Below are 23,982 nucleotides of genomic sequence, written 5' to 3' on the forward strand. Positions count from 1 at the left end.
TTCGGGATTAAAGCCAGAGCCAACTACGGGACTTGAACCCGTGACCTCTTCCTTACCAAGGAAGCACTCTACCGCTGAGCTAAGTCGGCATTAAGCAAAAAAATCACACTTTAATAGCATGATTTTTTTTGAGCGGAAGACGGGGGTCGAACCCGCGACATTCAGCTTGGAAGGCTGACGCTCTACCAACTGAGCTACTTCCGCAATTTTGTTTCCAAAACTATTGGTAAACGCTGTGCAAACTTATAAAAAACCTTTTAAATCTGCAAGTTTTTTTTCAAATATAAAATGTGGGAAGAGCAGGATTCGAACCTGCGAAGCCGAAGCAACTGAGTTACAGTCAGTCCCATTTAGCCACTCTGGAATCTTCCCTCATGTTTATATTAAATTGAGCCTCCAGAGGGATTCGAACCCACGACCCCGAGATTACAAATCACGTGCTCTGGCCAACTGAGCTATGGAGGCAATTTAAACTGTCTGAGGCTATCCGAAGGCAATCTATCTTAAGCTGTATCAGGTTTAAAAAAAATCACGCCTTGTGGTGTGATTTTACTGAGCGGAAGACGGGGGTCGAACCCGCGACATTCAGCTTGGAAGGCTGACGCTCTACCAACTGAGCTACTTCCGCAATTTTGTTTCCAAAACTATTGGTAAACGCTGTGCAAATCTATAAAAAACCTTTTAAATCTGCAAGTTTTTTTTCAATATAAACAGTGGGAAGAGCAGGATTCGAACCTGCGAAGCCGAAGCAACTGAGTTACAGTCAGTCCCATTTAGCCACTCTGGAATCTTCCCTAGTTTATATTAAATGAGCCTCCAGAGGGATTCGAACCCACGACCCCGAGATTACAAATCACGTGCTCTGGCCAACTGAGCTATGGAGGCAATTAAAAAAAGAATTCAAAAGATCACTGTTCCCTTTTTGCGAGTGCAAATATAGAACGGATTTTTTGAATTCTCAAATTTTTACGCGATTATTTTAAACTTTTTTTCTAAGCTGTTTCTTTTTTCTTGATTAATAGCTTCTTAGCAGTATCAACACAAAGATCCAAACTCTCTTCAAAACTTACAGCCGTCTTTTTTACTACGATATCGTCACCTGGAACCGCCAAAATAAGTTCAGCAGTTTTATTTGATTTATCCGAATTATTTTCAACCTTCAGGAAGATTTTGCACTCGTGAATTTTGTCATAAAACGTTTCAAGTTTGCTTACTTTTTTTTCGATGTGTGATTCCAATGGTTCGTGTGGAGTTAAACCAATTGATTGTACTGTGATCTTCATAATTCTTCTTTTTTAGACGCTCTAGGATGAGCCTGATTAAACACTTTTTTCAATTGTTCTATATTAGCATTCGTATACACCTGCGTACTGGCTAGACTGGAATGTCCTAATATTTTTTTTACTTTTGAGATCTCCGCCCCATTATCCAAAACGTGTGTAGCAAAGCTATGTCTTAGAATATGAGGACTTCTTTTTTGCTTCGAAGTTATAAGACTAAGGTACTTATTTACGACTACATAAACAAATTTTTCCGTGAGTTTTTTCCCCTTCTTATTAACGAAAAAACAGTTCTGAAACTCATCGAGAGGTCTTCTTAATGTTAAATAACTTCTTAATAAAACAGTCAAATCTTCAGATATGGGAACATATCTTTCTTTGTTCCCTTTACCTATAATTTTCAACTCATTTCCATCTAAGTTTACATTCTCAAATATCAAGCCACAAAGTTCGGACTTACGGATTCCGGTCTGGTACAGAACTTCTATGATACACTGATCAAGAATATCATGCGGCTCTTCAAAAATGGTATTATTAAGCACCTCCATTTCTTCTTGTGAAATAGGAATTTGTTTTTCGGCATAAAACTTAAGAGAGGAAATACTTTCAGTGGGCGAAACAGTAATTTCACCGATCTTTAAAAGAAAAAAATAAAAACTTCGAAGAGAGGAAAGCTTTCGGTTAATACTCCTCTTGGATATATTATTTTCACTTAGTGCCACTATGAAATTCCTGACTACCCTTTTATCGGCTTTGGAAATATCATCGGAAGATTCTGTTTTGAGAAAAAAATAAGAAAAATCTTCCAGGTCTTTTTTATAGCTTGTAATAGTATGAGGTGAATACCTCTTTTCGAATTGTAAATATTCTAAAAATTTATTCAGCATCATGGATTACATATAATATAAAAAATTCACTCCTCAAATATAAGTATATTTAAGAAGTGAATTTAATATTTGTTTAAGAAAAATTTCTTAAGCTTGCTCCTCTTTGCTTAACGCTCTTTGTTTATAAGCCGCTTTTAATCTAGCTTGTCTCAAAGTTACAGAAGGCTTAACAAACTGTTGTCTCGATCTTAATTGACGAACTGTTCCAGTTTTATCAAATTTTCTTTTATATTTTTTTAGTGCTCTATCGATGGATTCACCATCTTTTACAGGAATTATTAACATACTTTACATCTCATTTTGGATTGCAAAAGTAGATATTTTTTTATTAATATGCAAAATTTATTTCTTTTAATTTAAAATAACTCATGTTTCAGAATTGCATACATTTTTCATACCTTTGGGATATACGATTTTAAAAACACAGTTTAAATAACAAAAAAACATGAAAAATTATCTATCCTTAAAAGCTTTGCCTTTAGTTTTTGCTTTGACATTTCCTGTGATAACTCATGCACAGGTTGGCATTAATACAACAAATCCCAATACTAATGCCGTATTGGATGTAAATTCGGCAAACAAAGGACTTTTACCTCCCCGGGTTGCTTTAACAGCCACCTCCCAGCCCGCTCCTCTTACTGCACATGTAGCCGGAATGGTAGTTTATAACACAGCTTCTGTAAACGGACTATCTCCTGGCCTCTATTTAAATGACGGAACAAAATGGGGCCAATTGAATGTAGTTTCAGAAACGGAAGGTACCGTATTGACTAAAGTAAAATACAGAGGTCGAAATCTTGACACCAATGGATATGATAAACCAACACTCAAGGTTCCTTCTATGAATATGGAGTTCAGATTTGCAACAACTTCCGGATCTACTTATCTTGAAGTAAGATTACTGTCAGCACCTGCAGCTACGATCACCTACTATGCAAATGAGCTATGGTTTGGAAACAGTACAAATGGAGGTAAACAATCGGTTACCTTTACTACAACAAACTGGGATACGTGGTCCAGAAGCCTTTCCAATGGAGTTTGGAATAATTCATGGGGGTATCAATATCAAATCTCCACAGGCAGTGGCGTAGTACCGGGAAGCAATGACTTACTAGCAGGAAATTTTTATGGCTTTAATAATTATGGAAATGGTGCAGGCCCGGATAATGAGATGTATGTACTCGCATTTGAACAGTATTAATCTTATAACATTATTAAAATACATTACAGTGCCGGAAAAATTTCCGGCATTTCTCATACAATAGAGTTTATGAATATGAAATTTATTTAAACAAAAAGTAGTATCTTTGCACTCACTTTATTCATGGGGTTGACTGGTTTCGACAGCAAGATCAATGGGTAAGTAAGCATGCAGAGAACCGTAGCGCGATCTCTATAATCCCTTGCTACAAAATTTTAACTGGCAACGAAGAGTTCGCTCTTGCAGCTTAATATCGAAGTTTAGTAGATTCAAGCGCTTTCCCGAAGATTTTAGTAGGGAAGCAAGATATTCCACAAATGCTCTGTTCTGCGGCGTTTGATCCTGGGATATAGGAATGCAGAAATAAGGTTTTAGATGCTTCGGCTAAAACTCGAAAACCTCAGAAGATAAGCTGGAAGTTGGGTGTCTGCTCTCTGCCTCCAGTCGAAAACCAATAGTAGAATAAGCATGTAGAAAGCTTATGTATTGCTTGTTTGGACGAGGGTTCGAATCCCTCCAACTCCACAAAAACCCTGTAAATTATTGATTTACAGGGTTTTTTATTTCAAGGTGCTACTTTAGGTGCTATAATTATATACTTTAATATCTTACAATACCGCTATATACAAAATAATCAAATTAACGAATATATCACCCCATTGTGGATGGTCTGACCTTTCCAAAAGTTTCTAATTCCATAAACTTTGATTTAAACAAGGAAGATGGTATTTTCTTCTTTAATAGATTATGAAAATTTTCGTCGTGAGTGGAAAGTATTATCTGCTTTTCGTGGTTAACAACAATACTTCGTAGCAAATCAATAGTAGACAGAATATTTATACTGTCCATTGACTGAATTGGGTCGTCTACAAATATACAGTCTATAGAATTCCCGTCATCATCTTTTGCATTAAGAGCTTTTGCTAAAAAAATACAAAGACTTAAAATATTAAGCTGAGCCTGACTAAAGTATAAATTAGGAATAATAAAATCGTCAGAATTATTCTTTCCATAGACACATACGTTTAGCTTTGGTTTGGCATCTTTAAAATCAGGAATAAATTTCACTTTCGTATATTCGGGATGAGGGTCAATTCTTTTATACAAATCATTGATAAGGTCTTCATAGAAGAAAGATTTTATCTGCTTTTCGATATGGGAATTTACTTTTTCTATTTCTCCCTTTAATAATTTAGTAACCTTTTTCTTTTTATCAATATTACTTTTGATATTGTTCTCAATTTTCTTATTTTCTTCGAATTCCAAGTAAGGAAGAACATTATCCTTCAGTTCTGATAAAAGTTCTAATTGTTTTATTTCCTCATTATAATCAGATATCTTTTTCTCGTTTTCCTCTTTGGATTTCGCAATGGAGTCATTAAAAACATCTTCATCCATCTTATCAATATCAGAATTAATATATTTCCCAGCATTCAGTTTATAAATATCAACACCAGCAGAAATCCGAATCAAGGTTTCATTGATTTGAGTGATTTCGTCAGTTACGTTTTCCTCTATGGATTCCTGAAGTTCAGTTTCTAATATCTTTATTGTATCTGATAAGTTTTGTATGCTATTAAGATTCTTTTGAATATTAGCACTAATATTTTCTACATCAGTATCCAACTGTTTGGAATCTATTTTCTGATTTGGATAATTTTTCAAGAAAAAATCTCTGGTTTCTTTTAAAATATCTGAGTTTTCCAATACTTGAAGTCCTGACTTTTCTGCTTCTAATTTCTTAATGATTATTTGCTGTTGCTCTCTGTCTTTTAAAAGTTTATTATTTAATACTTGAATTGTTAATTTTAACTTTTCCAATTCAGCTCTATAAGAATTGATTATTTCTTTTGCCCAAGCTTCATATTCTTCTTTGGATTTATTTTGCAATAATACTCTTTGAGAAGACAAGATTTTCATTTCACTTAGTAATTTATTCTGAAGTTCAGTAAGAGTTTTATTAATACTCAAAATGTTTTTACTAATATCTTTTTCAGCCAATTCATCCGTTGAAATATCTTTGCCTATTATTGCAACAAGTTCCTGTACATTTTTTGACAGCCCTTCTAGAAGTTCCTGATGAGATTTTTCAATTTCATTTTTTTCATTTAAAAGTTCAGACATCCTTTGTGATAAAAGCTTATTACTTGACACAGCATTAGCCAAATTGTGATATGTTTTATAGTCCTGGTTACATAACGGGCACGAACTTGTTTTCTGTTCATTAATGATAGACAATCCTTTTGAAACAAATAATTCCAAATCTTTCTGAAAACTTTTTTGCCCTTCTATTTGAAGATTTAGAGATTGTAACTGTTTGCTTTTTTCCTCTAATAATTTTTCAGAATTTAATATCTTTTCGATATAAAGTTTATATTTTTCAAATGTACTTTCAAATTGTGACGGATAATTTTTGTTACTAATTTCTGAAAGAGCTTTTTTTAGTCCCTCAATTCGATTGGAAATTCTATTAAGTTTATTTTTTTCTTTTTCTAATGTTTCAGTAGTTTGTTTTATATCATCATTGACTTTGGTGATATTATTCTGACTATTCTCTATAATGTTTACTATTTCAGGAAGTTGCTCGATTTTTTTCTCAACCTCATTCAATTGGTTCTGAAAATTATCTGTTTTCGCTGTATTTTCATTTAAAGTAGACTCACTTTCGGATATTTCTTTCGCAGAACTTTCTTTTGCTATTTTTAAATCTGAAATCTCTTTTTCCTTTTGTTCTATCTGAGTAATAATTTTTGTGTAATCTGGTAAGGTTTTTAATATATCTTCTTTTCGTTTTTTTTTAGAATCAAGTTCCTTATTCTTATTCTGTATAGATTCTATCTGGTCTTTCTTCTGTTTAAGGTTTATAAATTTTGTTCTGATTATCGCTAAAGCCGACAATCTTTCTGCAAGATTCGTTTGCTCTTTTATATAGTCTCTAAAACCCCTGAAACTTAAAATTCTTTCATTCCCGGATATAAGAAGTTCAAGCTCAGTAAATACTTCTCTTAATCTACTGATATTATGGTTTAAATCATTTTTCCTTTCAGAAATCGTGTTGGATAACTCTAAGATATCTTTACCGGAGGTATAAGTATCCACAATTCTGAACTGATTGCCCAACTCATTTAATAAATTTATTTTTTCATTGATTTTAGACAATATCTCAATATCTGCATCATATTTTAGTTTAGGTAGAATTCCCTTCAAATCATTCTGCAGAGATTTTAGAAGTTTTTCATTTTTTGTTATTAATTCATCCAAAGACTTGCGATAATTATCCAAATCCTTATCTCCAAAAAAGTCTATGAATTTTGTAAATCTCTCATCCGGTTTGTCTTCTCTGAGAAAGCTACTTATCCAATCTTGAGAAAGAATGACTTCTCTAAAATATCCACGTTTGGTTTCATTTTCGTCAAATTTATAATCAGCAGTATTCTTTCTTGGAGTGGGTATTTTCTTATTAAAAACATCAGAGGTGGTAGTAAGTTTAACATAGCTTTCTAAATTTGCGTCAGAAAGACGATTTCTTAATATATATTGCTTTTCACTTTTGTTAATGTTCTTTTCGGATTTTGCAACATCCTTGTTTTTATTTTTCAGTAATCTATCTATATTATTTGTAATGCTATATTCTACAGCATCATAGAAGGATGTTTTACCAAACCCGTTGGGCGCATAAAGTGAGACAAAATCAGCATATTTACCATCATTGATTCCAAAATCAAATGTGCTGTTCTCTGCTTTATCATAAGCCCTGAAAGCCTGAATCTCTACTTTTTTAATTTTCATTGTCTAATCCTGTTTCAATTTTGGTTAATAGTTCTATCAAAGTATCGTCATCAGCTTTTTTGGGATTATCTTTTATGAAATCATCAAAAATATTACCTACCAAATCATTTTTAGAAAACTCACCAACATCTATGGATTGTACTTCAAACTGAATATCATCATTTACAATGTGTTCTGAAATAATATTGTTGATTACATCATCATTAATTAGCGGAGTTTCCATTTCAATGACAATTTTCCTCGTGCTGAATTTATTATTCTCAATCTCATATTTTAGAGGTTTCGGAATCTCTTCTGTAACAAAAAAGATATAAGAATTCCATTTGGAAAAATCATTATCCAACTTAATAAGGTATTCAGCTGTTACCAGACTATTCAGCTCTTTCCAATGCTTTTCTAAATTATCCAAACTTTTGAATTGAACCAAGATGACCGGAATATTACTTCCAAATGTCAAATTCCCAACAACTGTCTCTTGAACATCAAAATTATTTTTAATCTGAGTTATAATACTTTGGTTATCTTCTATTCTATCAAATGATTCCATCTGTTAATTCTTTAATTGTCATTTTTGAATTTACACTATTTACATTTGCCAACTGAATCGCATTATTAATAATATGATGCTGGAATTTAAAGATATTGACCAATTTCAAATCAACAAAAGGGTTTTGAACAGTATTACTAATATTCATCTCATCCAAAGGAATAGAAATATCGGGAAGGATGCTCAGTAAATCCTCAGTAATTTCCTGTACACTTGGAACTTTTTCTTCCGTTGCACAAATAACTATACTTCCTCCTTTTTCGATTTCGGACAAGTCTGATTTATAAATTTCTTCTAATTTTTTTATCCATACATCCGTGTCAACAATTAACATTTTCCTTTTTTTATGAATACTTTCAAAATCACCAAGGTCAACTGTTTCTTCATAAAGTTTAATTATGGTAAAAAATTCAAGCAGACATTTCCATAAAGACTTATGATAAATAATATGGTCAGGAGTTCCATTTACTAAAAACTTTCCCTTGTACTCTTTAATAATCTTATCTGGATTAGTACCATCGCATATATCCTTTGATATTTTTAATAGTGTATTCCTAATTACATCTTTTTTAATTATTAGACTATCGAAGGGGAAAATCTCTTGTAGTAAAATATTAAAGGTACCTATATAAGGAGGAAAAAGAGGTGATAATAGGGTCTTATTTTGTTCTACAATTTCATCAAAAAATGATAAGGGAGCAAAATGAATTCTGGAAATAGACTCTACATCGTCTTCAACAGCCATTTTCTTCTGTATTCCTGCGAGAAGAAAACAAGAATTCTCAGATTTGATAATTCCACCACCAGACTGTCCTACAATTTCTGAATGTGTGACCGCTTTCTCAATTTCAGCTTCGATATAAAGTTCAACAGGATTTTCAATCTTAAGTTTATTTTTTCTATACGAGAAGTTCCCATTTATACGAGTTTCGGGATGTCCGCATAAATACCAATTTTCTTTTTCTATTAAATCTAAATCCGCTCTTAAAAGACCGTCAATATTATCTACTTTTTTAACTTTTATAATGGATGCATCTTTGTTAGGGTCAATATGTAAAAAAGGATTTCCAATAATTTCTAAACTTTCGTTTTCTACTTGCCCATTTTCATTAATGTATTGCCTTATAATTTCAATATTATCATGACCATCAACAACATGTTTAGCTGTTAAAACATAACTATATTCGGTGTCGATTGGCTGAAACAGACAACCACTTCCATCGGCTACTTTTACCGTGAAAAACTGTAAACTATCTCTCATAACTAAAATGAATCTGTACCTAAATATTTAACATTTGGAAAATCAATTCTATCTTGTCCCAAAATTATTTTTGAAATAAGATTGGGATAATTAAAGTATATTTTAGCTTCAGGATTTACAGCTACGATTCTTGCAATAGTAGCTTTATCCGGATGGTTGTGAGTATCTCCATTTGTGCTTATTATATATTTATCGGCATCAACTATTTTGAAGATTTCAATTGGATTATTTTTTTTACTACCGTGATGTGATAGTTTTATCATATCTACTGATAGCTTATTGTTTTCGTCATATCCTAAACAATCCAGCTCTATCAGAACTTCCGATGGATGAGAATCTCCTAAAAGCAGAAAATTTTCCTCATCTCTTTTTAGGATAAATGCTATCGAACTGCCATTATATGGGTCATCATCTTCTTCAAAACTATCTTCTTCTATTAGTTGCTTCAATGTTTTTGAATAGTCAGTTTTTCTGGAAGTATCCAGCAAGGATTCAGGTTTCTTTTTATGCCATTCCTTAAGTAGTTTACCAAGCTTTTCTTTACCGGGAGATAAAATTTGAAAGGAAATATTATTCCAGTTGAGTATATCCTTCTGAGCAATTATTCTTTCGTCCCAGACACCACAATCTCTTATATAATTTTCAAAATCAACACCCTGTTTTACACTAGTCAGCGTTGTAGTTTCTTTGAATTTTAAAGAATCAACTTCAGATTTAACATCATTGAGATATTTTTTAATTGCTCTACCGGAATTGAACCAAACTTCTTTTATATATTGAATGGCATCTTTGTCTTTACCAAACCATTTTAAAAAACCATCAATATGGTCATCATCAATATGTGTGAGAATCACCAAATCCAGAATTTCTTTTTTTTCTTTTAAGGATTCTATCAAAAGTTTTAATGCACCGTCCTTATGTTTTTTATTTTTATCCGTATAAGAATAAGTTGTAGATGTACCTCCGTCTATCAGAATGTTTTTATTACCTCCAGCATCTGTGAAGGAAATCCATATAGAGTCACCGTTAAACGCTTGCAAAAATTGAATTTTCATAGTTTGGAAATTTAGTTTTTTTTATATGTATTGAATTACGGGAATCCGTAATTTTCTATAAAATTGATTGAAACTATATAAAATTAATCAAATTTCAAGATTAATCCAGAAATTATAAGTAAAAAAAATCCTAGAGAGGAAATTAATAGTAAGAACATTTTGCGCGAAATATTTAAGATTTCCTGTATAAATATATAGACCCGAGTCATTAAAATCTACTTCAGTAGTGATAATAACCATAGACTTTTCGGAGCGTAATGATTTTTTTGATTTATATAACAAAATCCAAAATGATAGAAAAGCTTTCAATCATAATTTCAGTCTCGTATTTGAAGTTTCTTCATTCGTTTTTTAATAAAGAAATAATAACAAGTCATTTTTCGAAAAAAATACCGATTGTGGGCGGTATTTTATTCATTTAAGAGATTAAAAAATTGTTCAAGAGTAATTTTTCTTGCTTTGCAAATTCTATAAAGTGTTTCAACAGGAATTCTGTATGTAGCATCACTCTTGATTTTTCTTACAGTACTTTCTTCGATATCGTGATTTTTAGCAAACGAGTTCTGTGACTTATTTTCTTTAAGCCAAGGAATCAACCAATTTTTAGTGATATACGAACAGATTTTCTCGTTTATGTCAATCATATAACAAAAGAAATATTTTGACATTGAAATATTACGGTCGTTCGACCGTAATTAAATTATTTTTATTATATTTGGAATAAATTATTTATAAAAGTAATTTTGCGATAGTTCAAAGAAATATAGAAGCTATTGCTTAGATTCTCGACTGGAAAACTGGCACTTTTCAAAAAGCAACGAGAGGATAAGTAAATGTGCCCACGACTTCGGCGTGGGCTCACTTATCGTTGCTTGGTATGCCAGTACCACCGGTCGGTAAGATGAGTTCCACGCCTTTCTTTTGGGCAAAATGTTGTGAGTGAGTAATTTTAAATGATATAGCGAATTCATCTTGTTAATCGAAGCAGTTCTTCAATGGATAGTCAAATCTAATTCACTGCTTATGAAAAGAACAAGCTTACCACCCCGAAAACTAACTGATTTTCAGTTATACGAACTACTGAAAAAAGGTAATCCCACGTCATTAGAACATATCCATTTACGGTACAAAAGACTCCTTTTCTGGATCGGAAAACAGATGCTTGACGATGATTTTGTCGTGGAAACACTTGTGCAGGATACATTTCTAAAATTATGGTTACACCGTGATTCCATAGAAACGCCAAATCATATTCTAGGCTTTCTGCGATTTGTTTTGAAAAGAGACTGTATATCCTATTTTACTGCTCCAAAAAATAAATTCGCTCGTTTGACAGCTTCGCTTGAAAGTTTTGAGAATTATCAGGATTATCTTATAGGATATGATCCTCTGCAAGACAAAGAACATCTACTTCAGCAGGAATCCGATCAAAAAGATTTTGATGAAGTCAATAAGGTCTTAAAGGTGATAAACCCAAAACGAAAGCATCTAATCGAGCTTTGCCTTCAATATGGCTTTCGGTACAAACCCATTGCAGAAGCAATGGGAAGCAGTGTAAAAGACATTAGCAATGAGATAAGCAAGGCAATAGATGATCTGAGGAAAATCTTGAGAGCAAATTCTGATGAAAAGCCAGCAGTAAAATGCCAGACAGGTTCAATTCAGCCATCTGAACTTAGCAGTCAACAAATTGAAATTTTAAACAGAAGATTTGAACAGCAATCTTCATTTGCTGTCATTGCAAGAGAACTCAAACTTTCTGAAAAAGAAGTCCATCAGGAGTTTCTTTATGCTTATCAATTTTTACAGAATCGAAACAAGTCTGAAACACCTATTTGATATGGAAAAATCCACAATAACACTGACCCGAAAAATTCAATTACTAATTAATGTTCCGTCTGATCAAAAAAATGAGATATGGGAAAAACTCTATCGATATCAGAACAGATGTTTCCGAGCGGCCAACTTAATAGCTTCCCATCTATATGTTCAGGAAATGATCAAAGATTTCTTTTATCTTACAGAAGAAATACAATATAAGTTAGCTGATGAAAAAAAAGATCAGATGGGAATGTTTGACCGTTCGAAAACAAATAGCACAGCAAGAATGGTCTTTGACCGATTCAAAGGAGAAATCCCGACAGACATTCTGGGAAGCCTTAACAATACGATCCAATCAACTTTCTCTAAAAACAAAGCCGATTATTGGCAGGGAACAAAATCACTTAGAAATTTTAAAAGAGACATTCCAATCCCACTTCCTGTTAAATGCATCAGTAAAATGAGATATGACGAAGAAACGAAAGCCTTTTATTTCAATATATTTGCGATACCTGTCCAAACATATTTAGGAAAAGACTATACTGATAAGCGAGTGATTATGGAACGGCTGCTAAAAAATGAGATAAAACTTTGCACCTCTCAAATCCAACTGAAAGGCAGGAAAATCTTCTGGCTTGCAGTTTTTGAATTTGAAAAAGAAGAACACCATTTAAAACCAGAAATCATTGCGGAAGCTTCCCTCTCTCTGGAACACCCCATAGTTGCAAAAGCTAACAATGTACGAATCAATATTGGCTCAAAAGAAGAGTATTTGTATCGCAGGCTCGCAATTCAGGCAAGTCAAAAAAGGATTCAAGATGGTATACCGTATGCCCGTTCAGGAAATGGAGTAAAACGGAAACAAAAGGCATTGTATAAAACAAAGAACTTGGAAAGCAGATATATAAGCAATCGTCTTCACGTGTACAGTCGACAGCTTATCGATTTCTGCATAAAACAACAGGCAGGCACACTTATTCTTAAAAATCAAGATGACAAAATTGGGATTGCAAAAGAACAGGAATTCGTGCTTCGTAATTGGAGTTATTACGAGTTGCAAAGTAAAATAAAATACAAAGCTGAAAAAGCCGGAATAGAATTAATCATTGGATAAAAAAATAAGAGGGTGCTTGTACACCCGCAGGGTGAGGTCTTGAACACTCACTAAATACTCTAATAGTATATACAACGGCGTGGGCTCTTTTTTTCTAGAATCGGGAACATCTTTAATTAAATTATTTTTAATTATACAAATCTTAATAGATTGAATAAAAAAAAATCTTTTATTCTGGTTTCTGTCTTTGTCGAAGAATAAAAGAGCGCTCTTGTTAAGTTTACTTGAAAGTGAAATTTTTACCACTACTGCCGATGTTATGTAAGGGTAATCAATTTGCCTTTCAACTTTACTAAATATCCCAAAAAGTGAATCATCATATTAAATTTCGAATTCTGGATCAGTTTCTTTTCAAAAAGTCAAATAATTTTTGTTTGTAGCCTTTCCACATATTTTCGGCTTGATGCTAAGGTTTTGCACTTTGCGAAGGCGGATTTACTAAACTTGTCAGATCCACAAAGTTCAACATTTCACTGTATTAGAGGCTCACACTTTCAGAAATGACTTTGGTATTCTCCTTTTTATTAGGTCATTCTATTTCGCTTTTGATAATAAAGTTCGCAAATGCTATTGGTTAATTAAAATCAATAATTTTTCTGCCTTCCTTATATCTTCGTTTTGGTCCGGATTTGATTTCTGTTCAATAGAAGCTAAATAAACTGTATCATCAATCTCGTTAAAGTAAACCCTAAGAGCTACTGGTTGATATACTCTTAATTCATAAACAGTACACTTTTTTGAAACACTTACATCCTTTACTATTTTTGTATCGGGATAAAATCTCGTTGCGAGATTTCTATTGGATGCTTTCTCAAACTCATATTTGATGGATTCTTGCGCATCAGCAGAAAGAGAAGCATAACTTTTTTCAAAATTCTTAGTGATTACCGAATTGCCAAGAAATGCTATCAAGTGTTCCAAATTTGTTTGATAAAATTGAATCCAGTTTAAGTATGAGTCTGGACCTATAACTTTTTTGTGGTCTGTTATTGCTTGATTATTAAAATCAATCCCAAGAAAGCCATTAATATTTCTTTTACAATAATTGTTTGCAGTGATTTCGTCTTGAACTTCAGCATCACAAGGACTTAACTTTGCAAAAAAATTGTATAGATTAAAAATGTCAATGTCGTGCATATTAGAAAAAATGCTATTAGTAAAATGATGAATTTGATAGCAACTATCATTTCTGAAAAAAATATGCTCTTGCTTTTTTTCAATACTCATTAACTGAATAACACCACTTTTGAATATTTCAAAATCATCAGTATTTAACGATTGATTGTTTAAAAAGAAGTCGCTCATTTCTTTTTCAAGTTTAGAAGTTCCACATAATCAATCTGTGTTTGGTCAAAAAAGCCTTTAGGCCACTCCAATAATTCACCTTTCTCATTGATATGAATTGGTTTTAGATTTGGTTGTTGTTTAATTCCAAGGATTTTATCTTCTTGAAGTTCTTGTTTAGACTTATCTTCTTTGAAAAAATAATTTATAATAACATTCTTATAATTAATTGCTTTTCTGGCAACAGCTATTTGAATTCCGTTTATAATATGGTCGCTATGTGTTTCGACAATAATTTTAAGTCCAGAATTTGCCATTACTCCCAAAAATTCTCCCATTTTTGATTGAGCAGATGGGTGAAGATGTGCTTCTGGGTTTTCAATGATCAAGATGCTGTCCTTTTTTGCCAACAAGCAAGAAACAATTATTGGCAAAGAATAACTAATACCGAATCCAGTATTTGTCGGAAAAATACCTTTCCCATTTGAGTATAAATTATCTACTGATATTCTTGCAGTATGTGTTTCGCTATCCTTAACAGGAACAATTGTCACTCCGTCAATTATTTTACTCAACCAAGCATTAACGTGATGTTGAAACTTACTCCCCTTTAAAAATTCAGGGTCGTTAAGAATTCTGTTAGGGTCTATTTTGAATTTACTTTCAATTTCAAGAGAATCCAAATCAGCAATTATTTGAGCAGTAAATTCTCCCTTAAACCCAACATTTGGGTAGTCATAAAACCTTATTCCTTGATTAATTCGCGGACCTATCCTCTCAGCATTGAGATAATAGAACTCGTGAAACATCAAGGGATTTTGAGGGAATTTAAAATCTTTTTTTAAAAGTTCGTTTGGTGTAATCCATAACTCATTTAAGTTGTTTGTTGTATATTTTATAACAATACCTTTTTCTGCTTCACTTAAACCAAGTTCAATTTCAGTTTCTTTGAATTCAGATGGCAAAACATTCAAACTATTACCTAAACCCAAGCAATAAACTTCATTTAGTTCCACATTTAACTTGTTTGTTACATTATATTCAAAGTGGTCGCCTTTCCATTCGCTACAATGTTCAATTGTTCTTCTTAGCAACAATAAAGCCTGAATAGCTGTGCTTTTGCCATTGCCATTGCCTCCAGCAAAAATTGTTAAGTCACTTATTGGAACATCAATATCGTAAAAGCATTTAAAATTTTTTATAGTAAGTGTAATCATTGTTGATATACTATGTTGTTTTTAAATAATTCGTTTAGAACGCCAAAGGTGTAAAGTAAATTGGCTTTACCATTTGTTCCGTATGATAAATAGTAAATTAATTGTTTGTCGTTTTCAATCTTGTCTGCAAGTAAATTTGTTAATGAATTTGCATTGTTATTATTAGCAATTATATCATTATCATAGTCAGCCAACAAAATGGAACAACATACAAAAAGAGCTTTGTTAATTAATTGTTTATGGGAATTTGGTTGAATATCTTTATTCTGAATTTTTCTAAATGCATACTTACTGCCAATAAGATGTTCAGCATTCTTCATTGCATTTGTAAACTTCTGAATATATCTTTCTAAATGTTGCTGCAAAGTCTTAACATGTTTGTCGGTATATTCATCAAGAACTATATCCATATATCCGCTATAGTCGTCAATGTTTTTATTTGGTTCATACAATTGATAAAAGTATAAGAATCTAAGAGCAATTTCTTGGTCTTCCATCCGTGTGCTTTTTATACTGTAATCTGTAGCAGATTTAAAATCTTCCAAAGAAGCCATAGTTTTTAAAGATTCTCTTAACCCTTTACCCATCAAGCAGTTCCTTATTTCTTGATTATTGAGAGGTCTTCCACCTGTATTAATTCTTCTAAAAATATCATACTTAACTTTTGGTGGAGAAGATGGGTCAATTATGTTTGCTGAGATTGAAGTCAAATCAAACCATTTCAGATATTTGGTATCAAGTCCAACCTTATTACCTCTCGATTCATAATACCTTCCTTCGCAAGTGTCGTTCAGGTATTGCAGATTTTTCAAAGGGAATTTGTTATCCATAAACTCCTTGATAGTTGAAATACGCTGCAAGCCATCAACTACTGAAAGATTGCCTTCATCATCCTCTGCAAAGTAGAACATTGGTAAAGGAATTCTTAAAAGTATGGATTCAATTAATCTTGATTTTTGGAAATTATTCCAAACTAGATTTCTTTGGAAATCTGGATTAAGGTCTATGCTCTGGTTGTCTATCATTTTACTCAAAATGGAAACAGCAATTTTATCAGATCTAACCTTTATCTTATCTGGGTCATAAGGATTAATGTCTGTTGTTTCTGATTCACTGAAGGTATCCGCACCAGATTTCTCAACTTCAATTATTTCATAAAGAACTTTGTCAAGTATCTTTTCAATAGTTTCATTATTATCTACAATTCTAACATCTTTCAATAAAACTAAAAGATTTTGGCCAACCAACTCTATCTCCATCCAAACGAATTTATCATCATCAACTAGTTGATACCTATTTTCGGTATCTTCTTTTTTGATTACCGACAAACTAATTATTTCATCGTTTCCTATATTGAATTCTACTATCATATTGATTATTTGATTTTACAAATTTATAATTAATTATCGATTGTATAATATTTGGAGAGATTTCATAGTGGGACAGCTAAAAAAGTAAATCATATTAATACCTCTTTCCACGTTTTTTCTTTTGAATTGGAGTTTCCTCATTATTATAATTTAGATTTTCATTTCCAAACCGTAATAGAGATAAAATTCTAACACTATTTTCTGAATCTTTAAAGATCTCATTAAATGCTGAAAAAGGAATATTATTTTCTTTACATACTTTTTCTGCAATCTTGCCCATTTCAGAAATTAGAGTTTCTCTATCAGATCTATCAACTGCGGGAAATCTATACCGGCTAAATTTGATTTCCTTTTCAAGCACATTCATAACAGCGTCAAGATATTTTTTCTTTTCAGAAGCAAAAATATTTGGCTCAGTTAATAGCGTAGAATATTTATTTTTGAATAATTGAATCTCTTTATTTAAGCTATTAACCTTTGTACTGAGTTCGCTAATCTGCTTGGACTTAGATTCTAATTCTGTTTTATTTTTTTGAATTATACTTCTGTAACTTCGGAATGCTTTTTCATAATTCGCAATTGTTTTGTCAGTCTTAATCTTTTGAAAACCCAAGAAATCATTTTCCTTCACAATCAGCTCCTCTGATTTTGTTGAACTCATTTCAGATTTCATTATGTCATACCTTTCTTCCAAAACTTTCAGATCTTCTTGTTTCTGCTGAATTTTAAACTCAATTGCTTCTAATCTTACTCTGGAACCTGAAATTCCTCTCTCCATATTCAGGCATTCTGCTGTCAGATCCTGCATCTTTGAATAATGGAAAGATTGGTGTTTTAGTGTTTTACCAGTTTCCAAATCTTGCCAGTCTGCCACCAAATGAGCGTGATAATTTGGTTTCCATTCTTTCGTGTCTTTATCGGTATGACCTTCGTCTTTATGAATAGCAATTTGAAAAACACGAATCTTTAATTCTTCTTCCAGTCTCTTGGCTAAATTTTGAAGTTCCAACATCGTTGTATTTTCTTTGATAACAACAACTGCTTCCCGAACTGACATTGCATTTTTCTGCAATTTCCTTCCGGACTTTTCTTTACAATACGCTTCGATCTTTTGGATTCGGTCAGCTATTTTCTGCTCCATCCAATATTCATTCTTTGGTGTCAGATCTTTACGGATGTAATCAAAAGTTTTCTTCCTGAAATTATGAGTTTCAGAATCCGATTTGACAGCTTTAAAATTAATTGAAGTCTTCATTATTTTTCATCTTTAAAGTTTGTGATATATGTTTCCAATCAAAACTGTTGTATAAAAATTATACAGCAATTAATTTTACCTGTGCATTTTTTACGCACCTTCGTTAATAGACCTGCGTATTTTTTTAACAGGTTATTACCAGTCAACCTAAGTCTATGTTACTCAAGATAGAAGCCTCGCAGAGCGTATTTGAAACTTTGTTGGGAGGAACGACCTTCAAAGTTGCGAATGCGCTCCTAACTTCTGCGGGTTAGTTGGTAAAAAATACAGCGCGCATTATCAACGTTTCATTTTAAAACCATTTGAGTTTTTAATTTCAAGTTTCTGATTTTTCTGTTCGAGTTTATCAGCTTCAGGAAATTTTTCAGAATGCTTTCCTGATTTAATATCGACATCATTATTTATTTGATGTATCAAAAATTCGTTGAGATCTTTATGGTTGGAATAAACTCCGGAATGATCTTTTGATCCCTGAAAAGATTTTATGATCTGAGATTTACACTTTATTCCCGCAGTATCATTGTCGAGAAACAGATTGATATCAGAGTAGTTTTTCAAATGTTCTATCGACTTATTTAAAAGAGCAATGGAATTCATAACGAGAATATCTCCAACGAAAGATTTCTGCATTTCGATAAAAGACAAGGCATCCATAAAGCCTTCAAAAACTGCTACACTTTTGATATTTTCGTCTTGAAAATTTGATGTATCCTGTATATTACTATTGAGATTAAGTATTGAAATATCCTTTTTCAACAATGACCCTTTATAAAAAGAATTACGAAGCTCAAAGCCTCCGGATAAATTTTCAAAGCCAATTGCATAGAGTTTCTTTTCTCCAACTGTAAATCGCACCTCCTTTATGTAATCATAGATTTTAGGACTTAATCCACGTTCCAGCAAATAATTTTTCAGGTTGGGATTTTGGATGTCCATTATTTCATCAATTGCATAATTTGGTTCCGACTTTTTAATGTGTTGTTGCTGATGAAAAGAAGAAAAATTCTGCTTTGCTGCCCATTCCAAAACTTCAGAAACCGAAGTATTCAGGTACTTCCTCATAAAGTCGGTGTTATTCCCACCTACACCTTCTGAATGGAGATACCAGGCATTAATTCTTTTATCCAATTTGAAAGAGGCTTGGGATTCCGTGGCAAAGGGGTTGAGATACCAAGCTTCTTTTTCATTTTGTTTCGCTGGAAGGTGTCCGAGAGAAAGGAGGACTTCTTCCAACGATATGCTGTTGAATTTTTTGCAGTTCATTTTTGTGATTTTTAATGTTTTTTTAGCAGTAAATAGTATGTGTTCTGTCAGTTCAGGCGGAAGAGTTTGTTTTTTAATAATTTTTGATGAATTGATGAGAAAGCCATATAAAAAACTGAATAACAACACCTTAAAATATCATCAAAGTCTCATCAACTCATCAAAGTGGAAATATTCTTCTCATCATTTTCTTATCAAAAACCAATGTTAAAAAGTTTGATGAGGCTTTTGATGAGATATAACTAATTGATTTTATTTTCATTATCAATCAATTCATCATTTCATCAAATTTTTGAAGAATAAAATTCCTTTCTATTGTAAAATACCGTCCTGTTTTATTCTGTTGGAAAAAACTTAAACCATAATCGAGGTCGTATTTTACATATGCCAAAGAATTACTTTGAGGTTCGAGTTTCCAGTTTTCTTTCAATATTTTCCGTACATCATTAACTGTCCAATATTGCTTACTGAACATCTTACTAAGCATATTGAAAATATCCTGAGGAATACAATGGATCTTGCTGTCTTCTGTACTTTCAAAAAACTCATATAAAAGCTCGATGATTTTCGATTCAAGTTTGTTATTATTTTTCCAAACCAGTTTCTGAAGAGCTTTTGTTCTGATCTGGGATTCTGTGAACCACATCCTTGTCTGCTTATGACTGTGGAAAGGTCTTTGAATTAAGTATCGAAGAAAATAAGGGATTTCCTTGTTGAGATTTTTTAGAAATTCGGTGTTTTCGCTTTTGATTGATTTTACTTTGATAATCCAGAATCTGATCTCATTTTCATCGATCTGAATGAAGTTATCTTCATTATTGGAACAGAGAATGAATTTGCCAAAGAATTCAACTTCTTCACGGTCTTTTCCCTTTGCTTCCTTTTTGTCTTTGTCAGTAGTAGAAAGATACTTTAAGCGTTCAGTGATTTCTTTTTTATCAAAGAATACCTCATCAATTGCAACAATCAGCATTGAAGTCCAATCTGAATTGAACTGACTGCTGAATGAGTCTCCTTTGATGTAGGTCATATTTAATCCAAAAATGGATTTCAGCCATTTGATAAAAGTAGATTTTCCAGTAGATCTTTCTTTACTTACAAGACAAAGAATCGGAAGTATCTGTGTTGGATGTTCAAGCAATATCTTTATGTAATCTAAACCTAATTCCAGTTGCTCTCCGAAAATATGTTCCATAAATTTTAGTGAGAAAGGAATTTTACTTTCTAAAGCTTCAGAACTTATATTTTCATCAATTGGATGATAAGGAATCTCATTATACATATTGTAGAATCCGTCTATTATCTGCTTATAGTCCAGATGAGAAGGAATACAGCAGAAGCCATCGTACTTTGAAACTTTTGAAACGTAGATTTTTCCGTGGTCGCTAATAATAGTTTCACGATTCCAACGCACTAAAATTGAAATCTTGTCTCCGGAGATTAATGGTTTTTCAATGGTCTTATAATAGGTTGTGCCTACTCTGAGGTATGGAATTTTTTCGCTCATATTTGTAAGGTTTGATTCTGTACAGGAAATACAGAAGTGTGAATTAGAATGTTGGATAAATAAAATCTTTATCTATCTTCTGTACTTAAGCGATTTGACTTCGTTTAAAGCATCCATCAGATCAAAATGGTTGACCCTGTAGAATCTTCCAATTTGTTCTGCTTTAATATTACCTTTCAAAATATGTGAGCGTACTGTCTGGTAATCAAGTTTAAGAATTTCTGAACACTCTTTAATAGAATACAGTTTCTTTTTCAACTCAATTTCAGGTTCTTTTTTGAGAGAATAGAGTAAGTCTTTTACTTCTCCTAATTCGTCGAGAATGGTTTGGAATGGATTTGTTGTCTGCATAATATGTGATATTTATTTGCAGACAAAATTGTATGATTGAAATAACTAATGATGCAATTCTACTCAATTGCATGAAGTTTAATAGTTGATAATTAATCGTTTGTATGTAATATCAATATAATTAAATTGTTTCATCACTACTCTAAAGAAGAGGAATGATTTTTCAAATTTTATATAATTATAATGTTGTGTCTATACTAGTTTTTGTAAATATTCACTTATCAATTGTAAAAGTGGAATATTAATTAATATCTGAACCCGCCATTTTGCCAAACTGATGTTGTGCATTCGTTGTTTTTTTGTTAATGTATTTTGTCAGTTTGTTATATATCATTTTCTTGATGTAATTTTCCATATAGTCAAAGTCAGGTTGTCCTTTTTTGTTTATAGGCAATACTATTTTTTCACGTCTTATTCTTGGGTCATTTATCTCACGATTGAAACTATATTTTTCACTTAATCGCTTGGTTACACTTGCGATAAAAAGGTAAATAAATTCATTGAAATTATCGTTTTGAAGTTTTGTCACGTGGTCGCTGGCAACAAAAGAAAAGGGCTGATAAAATGTTGCTCCTACACTTCCACTGTTTGCGATAGAAAGACAATTGCTGAAAATTCTAACTTTTTCAGTGTTACTTACAAAACCGTCAATTCCATTGTTTAAAGCTGATGAAGACACATAGGGAATTGTACCTTTAATATGGTCGTCTTTTTTAAGTCGTTTACCTCTTTGAATTTCTGTAAAAATGTCCTTTAAATAAAATTCACTCCATTCTTTTAGTTCAAGCTGCTCAACTTCTTTAAATTCGTGGATTATTTCTGTTTTTATGGCTTCAAATAAGTATTCTCTGCCTTGCAAAATCATATTAAATTCAAAAGTGAAGTAGTCAGCAACAGTTTTTTCAAACTCTTCTTCAATTGGCGTTTCATCATTGAAATAGTAAAATGAATGCAACCATTCGTCTTCTGCTTCAATAGTTGATTTAACACAAAAACTTGTTTCTGCTTCTAAGCGGTCAAACCATACATCAAGTAAATGTTGCTTTTTATCTCTTGCTTCAATAGTTTCTATAAGTCCACGATGTTTTTGCACTTCAAAACCATCATTTTCAAAATTGATAAATTTTACCTTTTTATCTTTGTAATGTGGAACTCCAGCCGTAAATACTGCAATACAAGGATTAGTTCCAACGCCATAAAATGAATTTTTGTTAAGTGTGATGACACCTTCCAAAGTATGAAATTTTAATATATTATCTTTAATAGCTTGTTCTTCTTTGGTTTTACCATTCATCGATGATTGTGGTACAATAACAACCACTTTTGCATCTTGAACAACAGAATTAAGTAAATGTTCAGTAAAGTTAATTTCGTATAGACTTGGATTACTTTTACTACCCATAGAATAGGGTGGATTCATCATACCAACTGTACATCCTTTTTCTTGTAATAATGCCGGATTAAATTTTAAAAAGTCTTCTTGTTCCAAATTGCTTTTACCATCTCCACGCAAAATCATATTTGTTGTTGCAATGGTAAACATATAAGGTTGCAATTCTAAACCGTGCAATTGATTTTTTCTAATGTTTCTTTGTGTTTCGGGATTGTCAGTTTTTTGCAGCATATCGTGCATAGCAGCAATTAAAAATCCTGCTGTTCCACAGCAAGGGTCTAAGACAGAATCAGTAGGTTTTAATTCTACCAAATCACAAAATAATTCGGTAACGTGTTTTGGTGTTAAAACAATTCCTAATGATTGTCCGTCACCACCAGAATAGGACATAAATTCTCCATAAAATCTTCCTAAGTAATCTTCGGCAGAATATATGTATTTTATGTTTTTATAAATATTTTCATAAAGAAACTCTGTAAAATGTTTTAAGGGTGTTTTTTTTAAAAACTCATTTACTTCATTTATTGCTTTTGTGTCTTTAATGACCAAAAATTGGCTTAATAATTTGTCTTTTTTTACTTGTGGAGAAACATTTGCTCTACGCAAGTTTTTTTCAATTGCTTCATAAATTTTTTCACCATCTGTATTTGTTTCATCGCCAATTAAACTGTCAATACTGAAACCTTTATGTTCCATTTCACGCAAAGCCAACAAAATTCCAGAAACAATTAGCGGTTTGTCTTTGTCTTGAATACTTCCGTAATTTCTTAAATCTTCGTGAAGATTTTTTGCATCCTTGAGGATTTCTTCTGTTGTTTTGTCTTCGGGTGTTTCCTCTTTTAGAATATTCTTTGTGTAGTATTCTTCAATATTTTTTTCGTTGAAAAGTGTAAACGTTTCAACATCTTCAAGTTCTTTATAGCCTCCTCTTTCATCAATAAAAATTGGTGTTATTTTGTGTCGCTTTTCGTTGCCTGATACACCAAAAACAATGAACTTTTTATAGTTTGTATTTTTAGCTAAATGTTTACCATAAAATAAAGCACCATTAACAGCATAATTTTTTACACTTGTTATTTCGCTACATATTAAATCTTTATCATTTCTTTTTATGTGAAGTGAAACATCTGCTTTGTTTTCAATAATCAAAACGAAGTCTTTAACAATTCCGCTATATTCAGGAAAGCCTACTTTGCCTGTTCCAGCTTTTGATGCTGATTTTAAAGCGTTGTCAATGTCTTTTATGTTGCTTCCTTGTGGATGTAAATCAACATTTGCTTCTTTTAGCAATTCGTAAACCCACAAATCTGTCAATATTTCTTTCTTCGCCATTTATTTTGTTAATTCTTTAATGTCGCAAATCTATGATTTTATTTTTGTTGTTTGT

At 32.1% G+C, this 23,982-nt stretch carries 19 protein-coding genes, 7 tRNA genes and 1 other RNA gene; 4 read left to right on the forward strand and 23 right to left on the reverse strand.

What is annotated here, in order from left to right; translation table 11 throughout:
* Positions 1-17 precede the first annotated feature (17 nt).
* From PFY10_10615 to rpsU, 10 genes are all read right to left on the reverse strand, one after another.
* Positions 18-89 (reverse strand) — tRNA-Thr (locus tag PFY10_10615).
* Positions 90-131: 42 nt separating this feature from the next.
* Positions 132-204, reverse strand: a tRNA-Gly gene (locus tag PFY10_10620).
* A gap of 87 nt (positions 205-291) precedes the next feature.
* Positions 292-372 (reverse strand) — tRNA-Tyr (locus PFY10_10625).
* 19 nt (positions 373-391) lie between these two features.
* Positions 392-465 (reverse strand) — tRNA-Thr (locus PFY10_10630).
* Positions 466-555: 90 nt separating this feature from the next.
* Positions 556-628: transfer RNA gene (locus PFY10_10635), tRNA-Gly, on the reverse strand.
* Between the two features lie 86 nt (positions 629-714).
* Positions 715-795 (reverse strand) — tRNA-Tyr (locus tag PFY10_10640).
* A gap of 16 nt (positions 796-811) precedes the next feature.
* Positions 812-885, reverse strand: a tRNA-Thr gene (locus PFY10_10645).
* Positions 886-992: 107 nt separating this feature from the next.
* A complete protein-coding gene (locus tag PFY10_10650) occupies positions 993-1,283 on the reverse strand; it encodes an HPF/RaiA family ribosome-associated protein (protein WBV58899.1) in 291 nt (96 codons plus the stop codon).
* The gene (locus tag PFY10_10655; GenBank protein WBV58932.1) at positions 1,280-2,167 is read right to left on the reverse strand and encodes a tyrosine-type recombinase/integrase; all 888 of its coding nucleotides are present in this window, start codon (positions 2,165-2,167) and stop codon (positions 1,280-1,282) included. Before PFY10_10655 ends, PFY10_10650 begins: the two co-directional genes overlap by 4 nt.
* Before the next feature lie 87 nt (positions 2,168-2,254).
* The gene (rpsU, locus tag PFY10_10660) at positions 2,255-2,452 is read right to left on the reverse strand and encodes a 30S ribosomal protein S21 (protein ID WBV58900.1); all 198 of its coding nucleotides are present in this window, start codon (positions 2,450-2,452) and stop codon (positions 2,255-2,257) included.
* Between the two features lie 160 nt (positions 2,453-2,612).
* On the opposite strand from rpsU, the gene PFY10_10665 reads away from it, so the two are divergent.
* Both PFY10_10665 and ssrA read left to right on the forward strand, forming a co-directional pair.
* Entirely contained in the window at positions 2,613-3,368 is a 756-nt protein-coding gene (locus PFY10_10665) for a hypothetical protein (GenBank protein WBV58901.1), read from the forward strand.
* Positions 3,369-3,493: 125 nt separating this feature from the next.
* Positions 3,494-3,896: a transfer-messenger RNA gene (gene ssrA, locus PFY10_10670) on the forward strand.
* Positions 3,897-4,019: 123 nt separating this feature from the next.
* Here the strand turns inward: ssrA and PFY10_10675 are convergent.
* The 5 genes from PFY10_10675 to PFY10_10695 all read right to left on the reverse strand — a co-directional run bounded on the left by PFY10_10675 (position 4,020) and on the right by PFY10_10695 (position 10,664).
* Positions 4,020-7,157 carry an AAA family ATPase gene (locus tag PFY10_10675; protein WBV58902.1) on the reverse strand — a complete coding sequence of 1,046 codons (3,138 nt, stop codon included), beginning with the start codon at positions 7,155-7,157 and terminating at the stop codon, positions 4,020-4,022.
* On the reverse strand, positions 7,147-7,704 hold the full coding sequence (locus PFY10_10680) for a hypothetical protein (protein WBV58903.1): 558 nt from the start codon (positions 7,702-7,704) through the stop codon (positions 7,147-7,149). Before PFY10_10680 ends, PFY10_10675 begins: the two co-directional genes overlap by 11 nt.
* Positions 7,691-8,965, reverse strand: a complete 1,275-nt coding sequence (locus tag PFY10_10685) for a trypsin-like peptidase domain-containing protein (protein WBV58904.1) — start codon at positions 8,963-8,965, stop codon at positions 7,691-7,693. Before PFY10_10685 ends, PFY10_10680 begins: the two co-directional genes overlap by 14 nt.
* 2 nt (positions 8,966-8,967) lie before the next feature.
* Positions 8,968-10,020 carry an MBL fold metallo-hydrolase gene (locus PFY10_10690; GenBank protein ID WBV58905.1) on the reverse strand — a complete coding sequence of 351 codons (1,053 nt, stop codon included), beginning with the start codon at positions 10,018-10,020 and terminating at the stop codon, positions 8,968-8,970.
* Positions 10,021-10,430: 410 nt separating this feature from the next.
* Entirely contained in the window at positions 10,431-10,664 is a 234-nt protein-coding gene (locus PFY10_10695) for a helix-turn-helix domain-containing protein (protein ID WBV58906.1), read from the reverse strand.
* Between the two features lie 379 nt (positions 10,665-11,043).
* Between PFY10_10695 and PFY10_10700 the strand changes: the two genes are divergently transcribed.
* Positions 11,044-11,859 carry a sigma-70 family RNA polymerase sigma factor gene (locus tag PFY10_10700; protein ID WBV58907.1) on the forward strand — a complete coding sequence of 272 codons (816 nt, stop codon included), beginning with the start codon at positions 11,044-11,046 and terminating at the stop codon, positions 11,857-11,859.
* 1 nt (position 11,860) lies between these two features.
* Positions 11,861-12,955: a hypothetical protein gene (locus PFY10_10705; GenBank protein WBV58908.1), complete on the forward strand. Its 1,095-nt coding sequence runs from the start codon at positions 11,861-11,863 to the stop codon at positions 12,953-12,955.
* A gap of 567 nt (positions 12,956-13,522) precedes the next feature.
* On the opposite strand, the gene PFY10_10710 is transcribed toward PFY10_10705, so the two are convergent.
* The 8 genes from PFY10_10710 to PFY10_10745 form a co-directional block, all read right to left on the reverse strand.
* Positions 13,523-14,260 (reverse strand): hypothetical protein, encoded by a 738-nt coding sequence (locus PFY10_10710; GenBank protein WBV58909.1) that lies wholly within the window; start codon positions 14,258-14,260, stop codon positions 13,523-13,525.
* Positions 14,257-15,456: a DUF3696 domain-containing protein gene (locus tag PFY10_10715; GenBank protein ID WBV58910.1), complete on the reverse strand. Its 1,200-nt coding sequence runs from the start codon at positions 15,454-15,456 to the stop codon at positions 14,257-14,259. The genes PFY10_10710 and PFY10_10715 overlap by 4 nt, the downstream gene beginning before the upstream one ends.
* Positions 15,453-16,826 (reverse strand): DUF262 domain-containing protein, encoded by a 1,374-nt coding sequence (locus PFY10_10720; protein ID WBV58911.1) that lies wholly within the window; start codon positions 16,824-16,826, stop codon positions 15,453-15,455. The genes PFY10_10715 and PFY10_10720 overlap by 4 nt, the downstream gene beginning before the upstream one ends.
* 94 nt (positions 16,827-16,920) lie before the next feature.
* Positions 16,921-18,081, reverse strand: coding sequence for a hypothetical protein (locus tag PFY10_10725; protein ID WBV58912.1), 1,161 nt, complete (start codon positions 18,079-18,081; stop codon positions 16,921-16,923).
* A gap of 279 nt (positions 18,082-18,360) precedes the next feature.
* Positions 18,361-19,344, reverse strand: a complete 984-nt coding sequence (locus PFY10_10730) for a toprim domain-containing protein (GenBank protein WBV58913.1) — start codon at positions 19,342-19,344, stop codon at positions 18,361-18,363.
* A gap of 268 nt (positions 19,345-19,612) precedes the next feature.
* The gene (locus PFY10_10735; GenBank protein WBV58914.1) at positions 19,613-20,851 is read right to left on the reverse strand and encodes a DUF5906 domain-containing protein; all 1,239 of its coding nucleotides are present in this window, start codon (positions 20,849-20,851) and stop codon (positions 19,613-19,615) included.
* Between the two features lie 72 nt (positions 20,852-20,923).
* Positions 20,924-21,202 (reverse strand): helix-turn-helix domain-containing protein, encoded by a 279-nt coding sequence (locus tag PFY10_10740; protein WBV58915.1) that lies wholly within the window; start codon positions 21,200-21,202, stop codon positions 20,924-20,926.
* A gap of 241 nt (positions 21,203-21,443) precedes the next feature.
* On the reverse strand, positions 21,444-23,927 hold the full coding sequence (locus tag PFY10_10745; GenBank protein ID WBV58916.1) for an N-6 DNA methylase: 2,484 nt from the start codon (positions 23,925-23,927) through the stop codon (positions 21,444-21,446).
* Positions 23,928-23,982: the final 55 nt, after the last annotated feature.

The sequence above is a fragment of the Chryseobacterium daecheongense genome (assembly GCA_027920525.1).
GTDB lineage: Bacteria > Bacteroidota > Bacteroidia > Flavobacteriales > Weeksellaceae > Chryseobacterium > Chryseobacterium proteolyticum.

What these genes read in the sequence shown, in the direction of transcription:
- PFY10_10650 (WBV58899.1), bottom strand. Translation starts at nt 1,283, where the DNA reads ATGAAGATCACAGTACAATCAATTGGTTTAACTCCACACGAACCATTG.
- PFY10_10655 (WBV58932.1), bottom strand. Translation starts at nt 2,167, where the DNA reads ATGCTGAATAAATTTTTAGAATATTTACAATTCGAAAAGAGGTATTCA.
- rpsU (WBV58900.1), bottom strand. Translation starts at nt 2,452, where the DNA reads ATGTTAATAATTCCTGTAAAAGATGGTGAATCCATCGATAGAGCACTA.
- PFY10_10665 (WBV58901.1), top strand. Translation starts at nt 2,613, where the DNA reads ATGAAAAATTATCTATCCTTAAAAGCTTTGCCTTTAGTTTTTGCTTTG.
- PFY10_10675 (WBV58902.1), bottom strand. Translation starts at nt 7,157, where the DNA reads ATGAAAATTAAAAAAGTAGAGATTCAGGCTTTCAGGGCTTATGATAAA.
- PFY10_10680 (WBV58903.1), bottom strand. Translation starts at nt 7,704, where the DNA reads ATGGAATCATTTGATAGAATAGAAGATAACCAAAGTATTATAACTCAG.
- PFY10_10685 (WBV58904.1), bottom strand. Translation starts at nt 8,965, where the DNA reads ATGAGAGATAGTTTACAGTTTTTCACGGTAAAAGTAGCCGATGGAAGT.
- PFY10_10690 (WBV58905.1), bottom strand. Translation starts at nt 10,020, where the DNA reads ATGAAAATTCAATTTTTGCAAGCGTTTAACGGTGACTCTATATGGATT.
- PFY10_10695 (WBV58906.1), bottom strand. Translation starts at nt 10,664, where the DNA reads ATGATTGACATAAACGAGAAAATCTGTTCGTATATCACTAAAAATTGG.
- PFY10_10700 (WBV58907.1), top strand. Translation starts at nt 11,044, where the DNA reads ATGAAAAGAACAAGCTTACCACCCCGAAAACTAACTGATTTTCAGTTA.
- PFY10_10705 (WBV58908.1), top strand. Translation starts at nt 11,861, where the DNA reads ATGGAAAAATCCACAATAACACTGACCCGAAAAATTCAATTACTAATT.
- PFY10_10710 (WBV58909.1), bottom strand. Translation starts at nt 14,260, where the DNA reads ATGAGCGACTTCTTTTTAAACAATCAATCGTTAAATACTGATGATTTT.
- PFY10_10715 (WBV58910.1), bottom strand. Translation starts at nt 15,456, where the DNA reads ATGATTACACTTACTATAAAAAATTTTAAATGCTTTTACGATATTGAT.
- PFY10_10720 (WBV58911.1), bottom strand. Translation starts at nt 16,826, where the DNA reads ATGATAGTAGAATTCAATATAGGAAACGATGAAATAATTAGTTTGTCG.
- PFY10_10725 (WBV58912.1), bottom strand. Translation starts at nt 18,081, where the DNA reads ATGAAGACTTCAATTAATTTTAAAGCTGTCAAATCGGATTCTGAAACT.
- PFY10_10730 (WBV58913.1), bottom strand. Translation starts at nt 19,344, where the DNA reads ATGAACTGCAAAAAATTCAACAGCATATCGTTGGAAGAAGTCCTCCTT.
- PFY10_10735 (WBV58914.1), bottom strand. Translation starts at nt 20,851, where the DNA reads ATGAGCGAAAAAATTCCATACCTCAGAGTAGGCACAACCTATTATAAG.
- PFY10_10740 (WBV58915.1), bottom strand. Translation starts at nt 21,202, where the DNA reads ATGCAGACAACAAATCCATTCCAAACCATTCTCGACGAATTAGGAGAA.
- PFY10_10745 (WBV58916.1), bottom strand. Translation starts at nt 23,927, where the DNA reads ATGGCGAAGAAAGAAATATTGACAGATTTGTGGGTTTACGAATTGCTA.